The organism is Microvirga sp. VF16, assembly GCF_016864375.1.
Lineage (GTDB): Bacteria > Pseudomonadota > Alphaproteobacteria > Rhizobiales > Beijerinckiaceae > Microvirga.
This window is the reverse complement of sequence record NZ_CP069354.1, coordinates 1754953-1772465: the sequence shown is the minus strand read 5'-3', so window position 1 is coordinate 1772465 and position 17513 is coordinate 1754953. Positions and strand designations below refer to the sequence as shown.

Annotated in this window: 10 protein-coding genes; 3 read left to right on the top strand and 7 right to left on the bottom strand. The window is 61.0% G+C overall.

Annotated features, from left to right (window positions below; all coding sequences use genetic code 11):
- Window positions 1-7: 7 nt before the first annotated feature.
- The 7 genes from JO965_RS08345 to glgA form a co-directional block, all read right to left on the bottom strand.
- Window positions 8-862 (bottom strand): urease accessory protein UreD, encoded by an 855-nt coding sequence (locus JO965_RS08345; protein WP_203443215.1) that lies wholly within the window; start codon window positions 860-862, stop codon window positions 8-10.
- Window positions 837-1532 carry an urea ABC transporter ATP-binding subunit UrtE gene (urtE, locus tag JO965_RS08340; protein ID WP_203444107.1) on the bottom strand — a complete coding sequence of 232 codons (696 nt, stop codon included), beginning with the start codon at window positions 1530-1532 and terminating at the stop codon, window positions 837-839. The genes JO965_RS08345 and urtE overlap by 26 nt, the downstream gene beginning before the upstream one ends.
- Window positions 1533-1534: 2 nt before the next feature.
- On the bottom strand, window positions 1535-2287 hold the full coding sequence (gene urtD / locus JO965_RS08335; RefSeq protein ID WP_203443214.1) for an urea ABC transporter ATP-binding protein UrtD: 753 nt from the start codon (window positions 2285-2287) through the stop codon (window positions 1535-1537).
- Between the two features lie 3 nt (window positions 2288-2290).
- The gene (urtC, locus tag JO965_RS08330; RefSeq protein ID WP_203443213.1) at window positions 2291-3427 is read right to left on the bottom strand and encodes an urea ABC transporter permease subunit UrtC; all 1137 of its coding nucleotides are present in this window, start codon (window positions 3425-3427) and stop codon (window positions 2291-2293) included.
- On the bottom strand, window positions 3424-5010 hold the full coding sequence (gene urtB / locus JO965_RS08325; protein ID WP_203443212.1) for an urea ABC transporter permease subunit UrtB: 1587 nt from the start codon (window positions 5008-5010) through the stop codon (window positions 3424-3426). Before urtB ends, urtC begins: the two co-directional genes overlap by 4 nt.
- A gap of 68 nt (window positions 5011-5078) precedes the next feature.
- A complete protein-coding gene (gene urtA, locus JO965_RS08320; RefSeq protein ID WP_203444106.1) occupies window positions 5079-6335 on the bottom strand; it encodes an urea ABC transporter substrate-binding protein in 1257 nt (418 codons plus the stop codon).
- 296 nt (window positions 6336-6631) lie between these two features.
- Complete coding sequence (gene glgA, locus JO965_RS08315) at window positions 6632-8158, bottom strand: glycogen synthase GlgA (RefSeq protein ID WP_203443211.1); 1527 nt, start codon at window positions 8156-8158, stop codon at window positions 6632-6634.
- A gap of 253 nt (window positions 8159-8411) precedes the next feature.
- On the opposite strand from glgA, the gene treZ reads away from it, so the two are divergent.
- From treZ to glgB, 3 genes are all read left to right on the top strand, one after another.
- Entirely contained in the window at window positions 8412-10232 is a 1821-nt protein-coding gene (treZ, locus tag JO965_RS08310; protein WP_203443210.1) for a malto-oligosyltrehalose trehalohydrolase, read from the top strand.
- Entirely contained in the window at window positions 10229-15094 is a 4866-nt protein-coding gene (locus JO965_RS08305; protein ID WP_203443209.1) for a malto-oligosyltrehalose synthase, read from the top strand. Before treZ ends, JO965_RS08305 begins: the two co-directional genes overlap by 4 nt.
- A 145-nt stretch (window positions 15095-15239) precedes the next feature.
- Entirely contained in the window at window positions 15240-17486 is a 2247-nt protein-coding gene (glgB, locus tag JO965_RS08300; protein WP_203443208.1) for a 1,4-alpha-glucan branching protein GlgB, read from the top strand.
- Window positions 17487-17513: the final 27 nt, after the last annotated feature.

Genomic DNA, 17513 nt, shown 5'->3' with positions numbered 1-17513 from the left:
TTCGACCCTAGCTGAGCCAGACACGCGGCAGAGGTTCGCCGCGAAAGGCAACAAGGAAAGGAATAGCCGCGGCGCGCAGCGCCTCAATCTTCGTGGCGCAGAAGCGCACGGCAAGAATCCCGTTCCAGGCACTGGCCGCAGCATCGCAGCCTTCGATTGCCGAAAGACTGTCACGCACGGATTCGAGCCGCGCCTCCGCATCCGGCGCCACATGGATGAGAGTCGCGAAGGCGCGCGCACCCTTGCCGATGCTTGGCTTCTGCAGCAACTCCGCGATGGGGCCGTCGAACCGCAGCGTATCGGCATAGATGAGGCGGCCGTTGCGACGGATGCGCCAGCGGTCCTCGAATAATCCATCGGTGATACGCTCGACCCTCGCCTCGCGCCCGAAGACGACCGCTTCGAACAACGTCAGGCGCGCATGCTCCGGCATATCGGCCGTGAGGCTCCGACGAAGGCGCGCTTTGTCGAACAGGATCGTTTCCTGCGGCAGCCAGTCGAGTCCGGCATTGGTGCCCAGCTTCAAATCGACGGCCAGCTCCGCAACCGGCCCGTCCGAACGGTACACCTTTTCCGCAGCCGGAGTCGCGACTGTCACCGAGGCACCGGCCTGTGCCTCGATCGCCACGGAGAAGCGGTCGCCGCAGGCGATGCCGCCGGCCGTGTTGACGAGAACGGCGTCGATCCTGTTCCCCTCGCCTTTCGGGAGCCTGATCCGCATGGATCCGCTCTCCTCAATGCGAGCCGGACGCGTGCGACCGCCGAGTTCCGTTGCACTGAATGCAACACGACCGACGGCTCGCTGGCGTTGTGAGGACGGGAGCTGGGAGGCGCCATCAAATGGCCAGGCGCTGACGGACATCGTCTCCCTCAAGAGCTGAGCGATCGCCGTGCTGGACAATCTCGCCGCGCTCCATCACCACGAACCGGTCGGCCAGCTCGCGCGCGAAGTCGAAATATTGCTCGACCAGGAGGATGGCCATATCCTTCCGATCGCGCAAGTAGGTAATCGCCCGCCCGATATCCTTGATGATCGAGGGCTGGATGCCCTCCGTCGGCTCGTCGAGCACGAGAAGGCGCGGCCTCGTGACGAGCGCGCGCGCGATGGCGAGCTGCTGCTGCTGCCCGCCCGACAGATCACCGCCGCGCCGGCCGAGCATGGATTTCAGCACCGGAAAGAGCTCGAAAACCTCTGCCGGAATCGTCTTCTCGCCGCGCTTCAGCGGCGCGAATCCGGTCTCCAGATTCTCCTTCACGGTAAGAAGCGGAAAGATCTCGCGGCCCTGCGGCACATAGGCGATGCCGAGCGCCGCGCGCTCGAAGGGCTTCAACCGCGCAATGTCGCGGCCCTCGAAAAGGATGCTTCCGCCGGAGATCGGGCGGTGCCCGGCAATGGCGCGCAGAAGCGACGTCTTGCCGACGCCGTTGCGGCCCAGCACGCAGGTGACCTCGCCGAGGGAGGCGGATACGGAAACGCCGCGCAGGGCCTGCGCCGCGCCGTAATGCAGGGACAGGTTATCGACCGAAAGCATCGTCATCGTCCCAGATACACCTCCACCACGCGCTCGTTGGCGCTGACCGCATCGAGGGTTCCCTCGGCCAGAACGGAGCCCTCATGAAGGCAGGTGACCTTCACGTCGAGATCGCGCACGAAGGTCATGTCGTGCTCAACGACGATCACGGCCTGGGTCTTGGCAATGTCGCGCAGCAAATCGGCCGTGTCGGCTGTCTCCTGGTCCGTCATGCCCGCCGCCGGCTCGTCGATCAGCAGGAGCTTGGGCTGCTGCGCCAGCAGCATGCCGATCTCGAGCCATTGCTTCTGGCCGTGGGACAGTTCTCCCGCCTTGCGATGACGGTGACCCGTGAGCCGGACCCGCTCAAGCAGAGCATCGATCCGCTCGCGCTCCTGCGCCGTCCGCCGCGACAGCAGGGTCGCGAAGGGCGAGCGGTGCTCCTTGAGGGCAAGCAGAATGTTGTCCTCGACCGAATGCATGTCGAATACGGTCGGCGTCTGGAACTTGCGGCCGATGCCGAGTTCGGCAATCGCCGCCTCGTCGAGCGCGGTCAGATCGTGCGCGCCTTCGAACAGAGCAGTGCCCTCGTTCGGCCGCGTCTTGCCGGTGATCACGTCCATCATCGTCGTCTTGCCGGCGCCGTTCGGCCCGATGATGGCGCGCATCTCGGCATGATCGACGGCGAGAGACAGCGCATTCAGGGCGCGAAAGCCGTCGAACGACACGGAGACGTTGTCGAGATAGAGCAAAGTGGGGGTGACGGGTGCGGTCATGGTTTACTCCGCCGCCTGCGAAACGGGCTCTGTCGTGACCGGCGATCGCAATCGCTGTCCGATCCTTTCCCAGATGTCTTTCGCGGCACCGAGAATACCGCGGGGCATGAGCAGCGTGACGAAGACGAAGAGGCCGCCGAGTGCGAAGAGCCAGAACTCCGGCAGAACGCCGGTGAACCAGGTCTTGCCCGCATTGACCAGCAGGGCGCCGAGAATCGGGCCTGCCAGCGTGCCGCGCCCGCCGACGGCCACCCAGATCACGACCTCGATGGAATTGGCCGGAGCGAACTCGCTCGGGTTGATGATGCCGACCTGCGGCACATAGAGCGCGCCCGCGACGCCCGCCAGCATCGCCGAGAGGGTGAAGACGGCGAGCTTGTAATGCTCGACCCGGTAGCCGAGGAAGCGGGTGCGGCTTTCCGCGTCTCGCACCGCCACGAGCACCTTGCCGAATTTCGACGTCACCACCCAGCGGCAGAGCAGATAGCCGCCAGCGAGCGCTGCTACGGAGAGCACGAAGAGAACGATGCGGGTCGATGAGGATTGAATCGGAAAGCCCAGGATGTCCTTGAAGTCGGTGAGGCCGTTATTGCCGCCGAATCCCATGTCATTACGGAAGAAGGCCAGCATCAGCGCGAAAGTCATGGCCTGTGTGATGATGGAGAGATAGACCCCCGTGACCCGCGCGCGGAAGGCGAACCAGCCGAAGACGAAGGCGAGGATTCCCGGAACGAGCAGAACCATCAGCATGGCGAAGGGAAACCAGTCAAAGCCCTGCCAGAACCAGGGCAGTTCCTTCCAGTTCAGGAACACCATGAAATCCGGGAGGATAGGATCCGCATAGACGCCGCGCGGCCCGATCTGACGCATGAGATACATGCCCATGGCATAGCCGCCGAGCGCGAAGAAGGCGCCGTGGCCGAGCGAGAGAATGCCGCAGAAGCCCCAGATGAGATCGACCGACAGGGCGAGCAGCGCGAAGCAGATGTATTTTCCGAGCAGCGGCACCAGATGGTCCGACAGGTGGAACGGTGATCCCGGCGCCACTGCAATGTTGAGAGCCGGCACCAGGATGGCGGCGGCCGCTAGCAGGCAGAGGACGGCGATGCTCTGACGGTCGAGCAGGGTTTGCTTTGTCATGCTTCGACCGCCCTGCCTTTGAGCGCGAAGAGGCCGCGCGGACGCCTTTGGATGAAGAGGATGATGGCAATAAGCAGCACGATCTTGCCGAGCACGGCACCGGCATAGGGTTCGAGCAGCTTGTTCGCGATACCGAGCGTCATGGCGCCGACAAGCGTGCCCCAGAGATTGCCGACGCCGCCGAACACGACCACCATGAAGCTGTCGATGATATAGCCCTGCCCGAGATTGGGGCTGACATTGTCGATTTGCGAAAGCGCAACGCCCGCAATGCCCGCGACGCCCGAGCCGAGGCCGAAGGCGAGCGCGTCGATCCGATTGGTGCGAATGCCCATGGAACCCGCCATGCGCCGGTTCTGCGTGACCGCGCGCACGAACAGGCCGAGCGATGTATAGCGCAGCACGAGCAGAAGGATGGCGAAGACGGAGAAGGCGAAGACCACGATGGCGATGCGGTTATAGGTGAGGCTCAAGCCCCCGATCTCCAGCGCACCGCTCATCCAGGCCGGTGTTCCGACCTCGCGGTTGGTGGGGCCGAAGATCGTGCGCACACCCTGCTGCAGAATGAGGGAGATGCCCCAGGTGGCGAGAAGCGTCTCGAGAGGTCGCCCATACAGGAATCGGATGACCGTGCGCTCGATGAGGACGCCGATCACGCCGGCAACGAGGAAGGCCAGCGGCAAGGCGATGAAGAGCGAGGCGCCAAACAGGTAAGGCGCCTGCGTGCGGATCAATTCCTGCACGATGAAGGTCGTATAGGCTCCGATCATCACCATTTCTCCATGCGCCATGTTGATGACGCCCATGGTGCCGAAGGTGATCGAGAGACCGATGGCCGCAAGCAGGAGGACCGAGCCGAGGGAGACGCCGTACCAGACATTCTGGACGGCATTCCAAAGAGCGAGCCTGCTGCGGATGCCTTCCGCTGCTTTCGCCGCCGCTTCGCTAATATCGGCCGGCGTGCCGCTCGGCAGGTTCGAGAGAAGCGCCAGGGCGTCCTGGTCGCCGCGAGCCTTCAGGGAATCTATCGCGGAAAGCTTCTCGGAAGCGGACACATCGGCCTTGTTGAGAAGAATTGCGGCGCGAGCGCTCTCGAGCGCTCCCTTCACATCGCCGTCGCTCTCCTTCGCAATGGCTTGCTCGAGCGTCGGCAGGGCCGCGGCATCGCGCGAGCGGAAGACGGCACGGGCGGCATCGAGGCGGGTTCCCGCATCCGGACTGAGCAGGGTCATACTGCCAAGGGCGGCCTCGACGGCGCGGCGGACGCGGTTGTTGAGCCGCACGGGCTTGGCGCCGGCAGGCTCGGCGGCCTGACCGGTTACTGCATCGACGGACTCGCCGTCGGCATCACGGATATAGACCTTCCCGCCGGCGACCATCAGCCGTCCGTCGCGCAGAGCCTCGACAAGCTTCAGAGACAGGGGATGACCGCTGCCGGCGACAGCACCGATGGCGGCCTCAGTATCGGAATAGCTGTCGGCAGTAAGTTTCGGCAATGCGTCTTCGTAGGGTCCGGCCACAGCGGCGGACGCCATGCCGACCAGCAGAACGAATGCCTGCAGAATGCTGCGCAAGCGTGCCATGCAATCAACTTCGAACGGAGGAGAAGGCGAGGACGGCTTCTTGAGCCGCCCTCGTTTTCGTCAGGCGATCAGGCGCCGCACTTCTTCGTGACGGTGTTGTAGTTGCCGCACTTGAGGTCCTTCCAGTCGGCAATCAGATCCTTCGAGCCGTCGAGATACTTGGACCAAGCATCGCCGGGCACGAGAGCGTCGGTCTGCGAAACGGTCTCGAACTGCCCGTCTTCCTTGATCTCGCCGATAAGGACCGGCTTGGTGATGTGATGGTTCGCGAGCATCTTCGAGGTGCCGCCGGTCAGGTTCGGAACCTCGACGCCGACGATGGCATCGATCACCTTGTCCGGATCCGTGCTACCTGCCTTCTCCACGGCCTTCACCCACATGTTGAAGCCGATCACATGTGCTTCCATGGGATCGTTGGTGACACGCTTCGGGTTCTTGGTGAAGGTCTTCCACTTCTCGATGAAGGCCTTGTTGTCGGGCGTGTCGACGGACTGGAAGTAGTTCCAGGCAGCCAAGTGGCCGACGAGGGGCTTGGTATCGATGCCGGCGAGCTCTTCCTCACCGACCGAGAAGGCCACGACAGGAATATCCGTCGCTTTCACGCCCTGGTTGGCAAGCTCCTTGTAGAAGGGAACGTTGGCGTCGCCGTTGATGGTGGAGACCACGGCGGTCTGCTTGCCGGAGGCTCCAAACTTCTTGATGTCGGCCACGATCGTCTGCCAGTCGGAGTGACCGAACGGCGTATAGTTGATCATGATGTCCTCGGCCTTCACGCCTTTTGCCTTGAGATAGGCCTCGAGGATCTTGTTGGTCGTGCGCGGATAAACGTAGTCGGTGCCGGCGAGAACCCAGCGCTCGACCTTCTCTTCCTTGGCGAGATATTCAACGGCCGGAATGGCCTGCTGATTCGGCGCAGCGCCCGTATAGAACACGTTGCGCTCGCTCTCCTCGCCCTCATATTGGACGGGATAGAAGAGAACGCTGTTGAGTTCCTTGAACACCGGCAATACGGACTTGCGCGACACGGATGTCCAGCAGCCGAAAACGGCGGAAACCTTGTTCTGGCTGATCAGCTCGCGCGCCTTCTCGGCGAAGAGCGGCCAGTTGGAGGCCGGATCGACCACAACGGCTTCGAGCTTCTTGCCGAGCAGGCCGCCCTTCTTGTTCTGCTCCTCGACGAGCATCAGCATGACGTCCTTCAGCGTCGTCTCGCTGATTGCCATCGTGCCCGACAGGGAGTGCAAAACGCCGACCTTGATCGTCTCCTGCGCTTGCGCCGTTCCCATCACAGCGCCGGAAACCAGCGCGGCAGAGGCCAGCGCCATCAGGTGTCTGCGGGTCAAATTCAACATCGACATAGGTCCTCTCCCTTGGCTGCCCTGTTTCAGGTGCAACGTCAGGGCATTAAGCAAGAACCATGCCAGTTTGGATCAGCCCTTTGGTGTCAGATCGCGGGGAATTTCATGCAAGCCGTGACAGGAATACGGTCACATGACATTTGCCCGAAAAAGCAGCACAGGCTTAAGAATAAGGCTGCGACATTGTGGCGACGGCGTCCATTCATTGGGCGCTTTGGACGAAAAATGAGCTGCAGATCGTCCAGCCCATTCTTAGGAAGCAATTATGCGAGAGCCGTCCGACAAGCGCGTTCGTAGACCTCCTGATAACGGGACGCAGATCGACCCCAACCCTGAGGCCTGCTCATGGCGGCCTTTCGCATCGCTGTGAGACGGGATCGCGAGTTGAAGGTATCGAGACCTCTTCGAATGGCATCCATGAAGCGGTTGAGCGAAGGTTCGCCGAACAGGAAACCGTTGACACCATCCTCGATCGTATCCGCAAGCCCGCCCGTCCTGTGCGCAATCGGCAGCGAACCGAAGCGCTGCGCATACATCTGGCTCAGGCCACAGGGTTCGAAGCGCGAGGGCATGAGCAGGAAGTCGCTGCCCGCATACATGCGTCGTGCGGCTCCCTCGTCATAACCGATCTTCACGCCGACGGAACCGGGATATCGGTTTGCGAGCACCTGCAGCTCGGCTTCGAAGCGAGGTTCGCCCTGGCCGATGACGGCGATCTGCCCGCCCTGCGAAACAATGGTCTCTGCGGCCGAGATGGCAAGGTCGACACCCTTTTGATGGACAAGGCGGGACACCACGGCAAAAAGAGGCCCCTTCGATAGTGCAAGCCCGAAATTCTTGCGCACATTGTCGGCGTTGGCGCGCTTACCCCGGCAGTTCTTCGCAGAGAATGGGCTGACCAGATAGGGATCCGTGGTCGGATCCCAACTCTCGTCGATGCCGTTGATGATGCCGTCAAGGCGCCCCTGTTCTGCACGAGTTCGGAGCAGGCCATCGAGACCGCAGCCATATTCGGGGCGCGTGATCTCGCGGGCATAGGTCGAACTGACCGTCGTGATATGGGACGAGTAGTAGATCCCTGCTTTCAGGAAGGAGAGCTTTTCATGAAATTCGACGCCATTGATCTGGAAAGCAGAATCGGGAATTCCGAGAAGAGACAGGCGGTTGCGGTCGAAGATCCCCTGATAGGCAAGGTTATGAATGGTCAGGATGGTCGGGACAGGCTGCCCGCGCCAGGCAAGATAAGCCGATGCTAGCCCTGACGGCCAATCGTTAAGATGAAGAAGATCGGCGCGCCACAGATCATCACCATGGCCGCAGGCGATATCGGCGGCCGCAAGTCCGAGACGCGCGAAGCGGATGTCATTGTCGCTCCAATCCACACCGAAGCGGTCGACATAAGGCGAACCGTCGCGGTCGTACAGCTCGGGACATAGCAGAACGTAAACCGTCAAGCCATCATGCGTCGTGCTGCGACCCAAGCCACAGGCCGGAATACCGAAGGAGGCAGGTAGCCGTGCGATCTCTTCCATGGGGCCGATCTGCGACAGTACCTGACGATAGCCCGGGATGAGAACACGCACATCGTAATAGCGGCGCAGCTCCCGCGGGAGCGCAGCAGATACCTCACCAAGGCCACCGGCCTTGATGTAATCGGCAATCTCGGATGTGACGAAAAGGATGGACTGTCGTCGCTTTGCGGAAAAGGACGGCCGGCTTGTGTCCTGCATTTCGGCACGCGCCACCGTCGGGAAAGCCGCACCGGCTTCCAGGCAAGATGATTCCAGCATGTTCGCTCAGCGGCGCGATCCCCAGCGACCCCCAGCGCCATAGGCAGTCGGGCTTACAACTCTCTGACCCCTGAACCAGTTCCGCGGGAATTTCAGAAAATTAGCGATTACCTCAAACTGCCTATGCGATCGAACTCCGGTGATATGGATAGCGTTGCAGAAAATCCGAGCTTGGCAGTTTTTTTGATCTGAGCCGGAACCTTGCATTAACATGTCCGTTCGCAAGAGCTTTCCTCGATCTTCCGGAGATCTGATGCGGCGCGTTCACTCCATGTCCTTTGGGGCAGAGATAACCTCCGAAGGCGTTCGCTTTGCCCTATGGGCGCCAACGGCGCGCGAGGTGCGTCTGGTGCTTGATGGTATAGAGCGTCCGCTGAAGGCAGATGGTGACGGATGGTATCGTCATGTCTCAGAGGACGCGCGCGCCGGAAGCCGCTATGGCTACAAGATCGATGGCAACCTTATTGTGCCCGATCCGGCCTCCCGCTTCCAACCCGACGACGTTCACGGACTCAGTCTCGTGGTCGATCCGCAATCCTTCGAATGGTCAGAGACTTCGTGGAAGGGCCGGCCATGGGAGGAAGCCGTCCTGTATGAGGTTCATGTAGGCACGGCCACGCCGGAGGGCACCTATGCAGGCTTGATGAGCAAGCTTGCTCGCTTACGCGACCTTGGCATTACGGCGATCGAGCTCATGCCGATCGGCGAGTTTCCGGGCCGACGCAACTGGGGCTATGACGGGGTCCTGCCCTATGCACCGGACGCAGCCTATGGAAGCCCGGAGGATCTCAAGCGTCTCATTGAGCGTGCGCACGAGCTTGGCCTGATGGTATTTCTCGATGTGGTGTACAACCATTTCGGCCCGTCGGGAAACTATCTCCACGCCTACGCCAAGACGTTCTTCACGGAGCGCCATCCGACGCCGTGGGGTGCCGGCATCAATGTGGACGGCGAAGGTAGCCGCGTGGTGCGCGACTTCTTCATCCACAACGCGCTCTACTGGCTGCAGGAGTACCACTTCGACGGCCTGCGCTTCGATGCAGTCCATGCCATCACCGATGATGGCAAGCCGCACTTCATCGAGGAGTTGGCGAACCGCATCCGGCAGGCGATCCCTGACCGCCATGTTCATCTGGTACTTGAGAACGAGGCCAACCAGGCGCGCTGGCTCAATCGTGACGACCGCCGGAGGCCGAAGCTTCACACGGCACAATGGGCGGACGACATCCACAACTCCTGGCACGCTCTCCTGACCGGCGAGAACGAGGGCTATTACGAGGACTATGCCGACAAGCCGCTCCAGCACCTCGGGCGCGCCTTGGCAGAAGGTTTCGCCTATCAGGGCGATCCGTCCCCGCACAAGGATGGCGTGATTCGCGGTGAGCCCTCAGGACATCTGCCGCCGTCGGCGTTCGTAGCCTTCCTTCAGAATCACGATCAGGTCGGGAACCGCGCCTTCGGTGAACGCCTGTCACATCTGATCCCGCCGGAGCGCTTCGCTCTCGCTCACGCGATCTTTCTCCTTTCTCCACAGATCCCACTTCTGTTCATGGGTGAGGAATGGGCGGCGTCAACACCGTTCCAGTTCTTCGTCGATTTCGAAAATGAACCGGATCTTGCCAGGGCCGTCCGTGATGGACGGCGGAGCGAATTCTGGCGCTTCAAGGCTTTTACGGATCCGGAGATGTCTCAGAAGATTCCCGACCCGACGGATCGAAAGACCTGCGAGAACTCCAGGATCGACTGGTCAGAGACCGAGCGGTCGCCGCATCGGGAAGTTCTGTCACAGACCCGTCATCTGCTCGATCTGAGGCGGACTGAGATCGTTCCTCTACTCAAGAGCGAATATCGCGGCTCTCATTACAAGGTCTCACCGGAAAGCATGCTCGACGTGACCTGGACCTTCGCCGACGACAAACTCCACCTTCTCGCGAATTTTGGCAACAATCCCATGAATGGGAACATTGAGGAAAATGCTCGCGTGCTGTGGTCGAGCCAAGGCATCGATGCGAATGGAAAAAGTCTTCAACTCCCACCCTGGTCCGGAATCGTCGTGAAAGGGCAATCGGCATGAGCAAGCTGGACGCTCTCTTGGAGCGCATGGCCGCCCTTGTCGGTATCGCCCCTGATTACACCGATGCCTTCGGCAAAAGCGTCCAGACCGGTTCGGCAACGCGGCAAGCGTTGCTAGCCGCCCTCGGGCTCGACGTCACATCTGAGTCTGGCGCACAGGAGAGCCTCGCCCGGCTGGAACGCTTGAAGAATGGTCTGCTTCCAGCGGTCGTCACGATCGATGCGGAAAATCCCTCGACAATCGAATTTCATATTTTGCCCGGACAGCAGGCATGGATCCTGATCGAAGAGAATGGCGCGGTTCATGAAGGATGGCTCGCCAAGGATAGCGACGCCTTGGACCTTCCTGCCCTGCCGATGGGCTATCACCGCCTTCGGTTGGGCGACAGGGAGACGACCGTCATCGCCGCACCACCCCGATGCTGGGAACCCGAGGCCTTCCAAGGCGAGGCAAAACTGTGGGGCGCGACGGCTCAGATCTACTCGCTACGCTCGGAACGCCATTTCGGCATCGGGACCTATTCCGATGTGGCGCTCCTCGCCGAGAACGTCAGTCACCTCGGCGGCGCGTTCCTCGGACTCAGTCCCGTTCATGCGCTCTTCGCATCGGATCGCTCCAAGATATCGCCTTACTCTCCATCCTCGCGCCTCTTCATTGAGCCCATCTATATCGACCCAACCGCAGTCGAAGGCTTCGTCGAGAGCGGCGCTCAAGCGCTTCTCGAAGATCCGAAAATGCAGAAGCGACTAGCGCGGCTGCGAAGCGCTCACCTCATCGATTATGCCGAGGTCTGGTCCATTAAGCGCCCGCTTCTCGAAGCCCTCTGGAGATATTTTCAGAAGTCCGGCACTTCCCCTGCCTTCGACGCGTTCCGGCGCACAGGCGGTGAAGCATTGGAAGCGCACGCGACTTTCGAGGCGCTCTCCGAGCATCTTAAGGAACAGGACCAGTTCTGGGTTGGCGAGTGGCCTGAGGAGTATCGTTCGGTCCATTCCGTGGCCGTGAGGCGCTTTCGCTTGCATCACACGGAGCGTGTGGCCTTCCATGCGTGGCTGCAATGGCTGGCGGACACTCAGCTTCACCAGGCGGCGGAACGGGCCCGTGCCGCAGGGCTGCCGATAGGCCTTTACCGCGATCTCGCCGTGGGCGCGGATGGCGGCGGGTCCGAGATCTGGGCGACACCGGAGCGCTACGCTCCAAAGCTGTCCATCGGCGCGCCCCCGGATCCGCTTGGTCCGCAGGGCCAGGATTGGGGGTTGCCGCCCTTCAATCCGCTCATCCTGGAGGAGCAGGGCCTCGCAGCTTTCCGCGAGCTCGTCTCGGCCAATATGCGCCATGCCGGCGCCATTCGCATCGACCACGCCTTCCAGCTCCAGCGCCTATTCCTGATCCCTGCCGGTGCTCCGGCCTCTCAGGGCGCATATGTGGATTATCCGTTCGAGGCCATGCTGGCGGTGCTACGCGTCGAGAGCCACCGCGCTTGCTGCCTCGTGATTGCAGAGGATCTCGGCACGGCGCCGAAGGGTTTCTCCGATGCCATCATGGAATCCGCCATCCTCAGCTACCGGGTGCTGCCTTTCGAGAGGGAGGGATCGGCCTTCAAGAGGCCGCAGCAATATCCCCGCTCTGCTCTGGCCGTCATCTCCACGCATGATTTGCCGACCTTCACCGGCTGGTGGCGCGGCCTCGACATTGACCTACGCCAGACATTTGGCATCTTCGAGCCGACACAGGCTGCCAGTGAGCGCATCGCGAGGGCTGCCGACAAACAGCACCTGACAAGAGCCCTTGCAGAGGAAGGTCTCCTCCCCTCGTTTCAGATTCCGGAGATGCCCCCGCTTGAAGAAACGGTCCGTTATCTCGCCCGCACGTCCTCAGTTCTCATGGCTCTGCAGATCGAGGACGGCTCGGGCGAGCTGAACCAGCCCAACCTGCCGGGCATGGATGTGGGACACCCCAATTGGCGCCGGCGCCTGTCGAATACGATCGAAACCATCACCTCGCCCGGAAGCCTGATGCCTAAGCTCGCGGTCGCTCTGGCGGAGGAAGGCCGAGACGTCCGCTCCCGTCGAAACATCATCGCTTCGCCTCCGCCGCGGGCTACCTATCGCCTGCAGTTTCACAAGGGCTTCACCTTCGACGATGCGGTGACGATCGTGCCGTATCTGGCGAAGCTCGGCATCAGTCACGTCTATTCCTCGCCGATTCAGACGGCCGCACCCGGATCTACACATGGCTATGACATCGTCGACCACTCGACCATCAATCCGGAACTCGGCGGAGAGGACGGCTTCCGCCGCCTCTCGGAAGCGTTGAAGGAGCACGGCCTCAAGCTCCTGCTCGACATCGTGCCGAACCATATGGGTGTGGGCGGGAAGGATAACGGCTGGTGGCTATCGGTGCTGGAATGGGGCCAGTTCTCACCGGTAGCCCATGCCTTCGACATCGATTGGGAGCGACCCGGTGCCGACGGCAAACTGATCGTCCCATCCCTGAGTGGGCTCTATGGGGACGTCTTGGAGAAAGGCGAACTCCAGCTGAAATTCGACCCAGTTGAAGGCTCGTTCAGCGTCTGGCACTGGGAGCACCGCTTTCCGATCTGCCCGACGACCTATCCGGTCGTGCTCGACCAAGCGCTGGTCGCTCTCAACGATCAGGCGAAGGCTGGTGAATTGCGCATCCTCACCGAGCGCTTGCGGGTGTTGAAAGGTCGAACCTCGCAGAAAGATTGTGCCTCCCTGCCGGAAGTAGCTGAAACAGCAAAGCGCGCACTCGCTCAGACCGTCGCAGCCTCGCCAGCGATCAGAAAGGCTATCGACGGCGCCATTGCGGCCATCAATGGCGTCTCTGGCCATCCCGAAAGCTTCAATCCCCTGCATCGCCTCCTGGAGGCACAGATCTACCGCCTGTCTTACTGGCGTGTGGCATCGAGCGACATCAACTATCGCCGCTTCTTCGACATCAACACACTGGCAGGCATCCGGATCGAGATCCCGGAGATTTTCGACAAGACGCACGAGCTCATATTCCGTCTTGTGAATGAGGGCCTCGTCCACGGTCTGCGGATCGACCATATCGACGGTCTCGCTGATCCTGAGGGCTATTGCCGCACTCTTCAGCGGAAGGTGGGGCCGGGCTTCTATGTAGCGGTCGAGAAGATTCTGGAGCCGAGCGAGGAGCTGCGTCCCTGGCCCGTCGCCGGAACATCGGGCTACGAGGTGCTCAACCTCATCGATGGCGTGCTGGTGAATGCTGAGGCAGGCGCCACGTTCGAGCGCATCTATCGAAAAGCCTCGGACCTTCAAGGCTCCTATGACGAACTGCTGAGACAGGCCAAGACCGAGATCACCGAGAAGAACTTCGCCAGCGAGCTGGAGGTTCTGGTCTCGGACATCAAGACAATCGCTGATGCCAGCCGCCGTACCCGCGACTACACGGCATTTACCCTGCGCCAAGCCCTTGTCGAGATCATCGCGGCCTTTCCGATTTATCGCAGCTATCTCCGCGATGCAGATCCATCGGCTGGAGATGCGCGGCTGATCGAGGCGACGATCCGGACGGCGCAACAATCCAGCACCCTGGCGGATCGCAGTGTGCACGATTTCATCGCCACTGCCCTTCTAGGCAAAGCAGTCGCAGATCCGGCCGATATCCGCCGCTTCCGGCGACGGTTCCAGCAGCTGACAGGCCCCGTCATGGCGAAGAGCCTGGAGGACACCCTGTTCTATCGCTACGGCCGCCTGATCGCGCTCAATGAAGTCGGCGGCGATCCGGGTCATTTCGGCCTCTCTCCGGAAGCCTTTCACCAAGCCAATGCAGACCGCGTCCGCAATTGGCCACATGCGATGATCGCTACCGCGACGCATGACACCAAACGCGGCGAGGACGCGCGGGCACGCCTGCTCGCTCTCTCGGAGATGCCGGACGAATGGGCGCAGGCTCTCGATCTCTGGCGAGAAATTGCAACTCCTAAGCTGTCTGAGGTGAATGGTGCACCAGCACCGGACGCCAACGATCAGGTGATCCTGCTTCAAGTTCTCCTCGGTGCCTGGCCCCTGGAGCTTATAGAAGGAACCGACAGCAAGCAGCTAGCTACGTTCCAGGAGCGCATGGAGGGATATCTCATCAAGGGTCTTCGGGAAGCCAAGCGGCACACGAGCTGGGTCGCGCCGAACGAAGCTTATGAGGGGGCAGCCCTCAAGCTTCTGCGGGCTCTGCTCGACCCTCGTAATTCCTTCATCGAGCGTTTTAAGCCTCTTGCCCGGCGTCTCTCTCTTCTTGGTATGCTGAACGGTCTCTCACGAACCGTCCTGAAAATGACGTTGCCGGGCGTGCCCGACATCTATCAGGGTACCGAGTTCTGGGACTTTTCCCTCGTCGACCCGGATAACCGGCGGCCTGTGAATTACAAAACCCGCATTCAAGCTCTAGATGAGAACGAACCATTCACGGCTCTGATGAAAAACTGGTCCGACGGACGAATTAAGCAGCGCATCCTCGCCCGGCTGCTTCATGATCGTGCGGCCTCTCCGGACCTGTATGCCGAGGGTAACTACAGGCCTTTGACGACCAATGGTGAACGGGCGTCTCACCTGCTTGCCTATATCAGGCGGCACGGCGAGACGGCACTCGCCGTGATCGCGCCTCGCCTCGGGAGCGCACTAATGAGCAAGGAAGACCTCTTCCCCGATCCGGCCATCTGGAGAGGTACGACAATTACTCTGTCCCACGGGCGCTGGCGAAACGTGCTGACAGGAGACGATATTCTCATCGACACGGATCAACACGAGGTTTCGTCACTCATGGGTTCTCTCCCCTTTGCCGTCCTCAAGCGCGAGGACGATAAGAACGATCCGCATTAACAAAGAGCATCGGCATGTCCGCCACTTGGCCTCACTGCTTCTGGTCCGAAGCGGGACCTGCTCCATAATGAAATCTTCAAAGGCAGCGAAGGAACAAGCCGCTTCGGTGGTGTCTATGGAACAGCATATGAAGGGGAATATCCGGATGGATCAGCATCGTGGAGGATCCCAGAGCGCACCAAAGCGCCGGGCCGAACCGCCATCAGTTGCCGAGATCATCAATTCGGGCGACCCCTTCTCCGTCCTCGGTCCTCATGAGATTTCACCCGGCCAATGGGAAATCCGTGCCATCCTGCCGGATGCCGATGCCGTAACGGTGCTGGATAGGGATGGACAGACCGTTCTCAGCACAATGGAGCGGATGCCTCCGGATGGCCTGCTCGTCGCTTCGCTCCGCGCCTCCGGCCGACCCGACTACAGGCTGCGGATCGAGCGGCAGGGTTATCCCGAAATCCGGCATGATGCCTACAGCTTCGGCGCATTTCTTTCCCATGACGACCTCATGCGGATCAGCGATCCTACAAGCGATGCGGTCTACACAAAGCTCGGCGCACATTTTCTCGATCTCGGAGGAATCCAGGGCTTTCTCTTCACGGTCTGGGCGCCAAATGCCCGCCGGGTGAGCGTTGTAGGCGACTTCAATTCCTGGGACGGGCGCTGCCATCCCATGCGCCGTCGCCATGAACATGGGGTCTGGGAGCTGTTCATCCCGGATGTCACGCCGGATCAGCGCTACAAGTTCGAGATCATTGGCCTTCACGGAAATCTTCTCGCTCTCAAGGCGGATCCCATCGCCTTTGCCGCGGAGCACCCGCCCGCAACCGCTTCCGTTCTCAAAGGGGCACCTACATTCGACTGGCAGGATACGGATTGGATGACATCGCGGTCGGCGCAGAACCACCGCAAGGCGCCGATGTCGATCTATGAGTGTCACCTCGGCTCGTGGGCCCGCGCTCCCGAGGAAGGCAATCGCTATCTGACCTATCGCGAATTGGCCGTGCGCCTGATTCCCTACGTGAAAAATCTCGGCTTCACGCATATCGAGCTTCTGCCGATCACCGAATATCCCTTCGATGGCTCATGGGGTTATCAGCCGATCTCGCTTTATGCGCCGACGAGCCGCTTCGGCACCCCAGAGGATTTCGCGGCATTCGTGGAGGCAGCGCATGCCGCCGGGATCGGTGTGATCCTCGATTGGGTGCCGGCGCACTTCCCGAACGACCCGCACGGATTGTCCTATTTCGACGGCACGCATCTTTATGAGCATGCCGATCCGCGCTTGGGCTTCCACCAGGATTGGGGCACCTACATCTACAATTTCGAACGCCAGGAGGTGATGAGCTTCCTCATAGCGAATGCCCGTTTCTGGCTTGAGCGCTATCACCTCGACGGATTGCGGGTCGATGCTGTCGCCTCCATGCTCTACCTCGATTACTCGCGCAAGCCAGGAGAGTGGATTCCCAATCGCTACGGGGGCAACGAGAATCTCGGCGCCATCGACTTCATCCGTAAGATGAACGAGGTCGCCTATGCCACCTCGCCGGGTGCCGTCACCATTGCAGAAGAATCCACTGCTTGGCCGGGCGTTTCGCAGCCAACCTACACGGGGGGTCTCGGCTTCGGGTTCAAATGGAACATGGGCTGGATGCACGATACCTTGCGTTACATCAGCAAGGATCCCGTATTCCGCCAGTATCATCATCACGATCTGACCTTTGGCCTGCTCTACGCCTTCTCCGAAAACTTCATCCTGCCCTTGAGCCATGATGAGGTCGTGCACGGCAAGGGATCTCTCCTTGGCAAGATGCCGGGCGATCAATGGCAGCGTTTTGCCAATTTGCGCGCCTATTTCGGCTTCATGTGGGGGCATCCCGGCAAGAAGCTTCTGTTCATGGGCGGAGAATTCGCGCAGGAGCGGGAATGGAACCACGACGAGAGCCTCGATTGGCATCTCCTTGACAACTCTTACCACAAGGGTGTGCAGACTCTCATCGGAGATCTGAACCGCGCCTACCGCTCCATTCCTGCCCTGCATGAGCGCGACTGCGAGGCGAAGGGATTCGAGTGGCTTGTGGCCGATGACCGCGACAACAGCGTCATCGCTTGGGCGCGGCGTGGCGATCGCGATAAATCCCTTGCCATCATCGTGTCGAACTTCACGCCCGTTCCGCGTGAGGCATATCGCATCGGCGTCCCGCTGCCGGGCTTCTATCGCGAGGCAGTCAACACGGATGCCGGCCTCTATGGCGGCAGCAACATGGGCAATCTCGGCGGGGTCCTGGCCGAGACTACTCCAAGCCACGGCCAGCCATGCTCGCTTACCCTGACAATCCCGCCTCTGGCGACGCTCATCCTCGTACTGGACGATGAGAGCTCCAGAGTGAACATATAGTTCCGCTTGCACGGGACTTAACCCGAG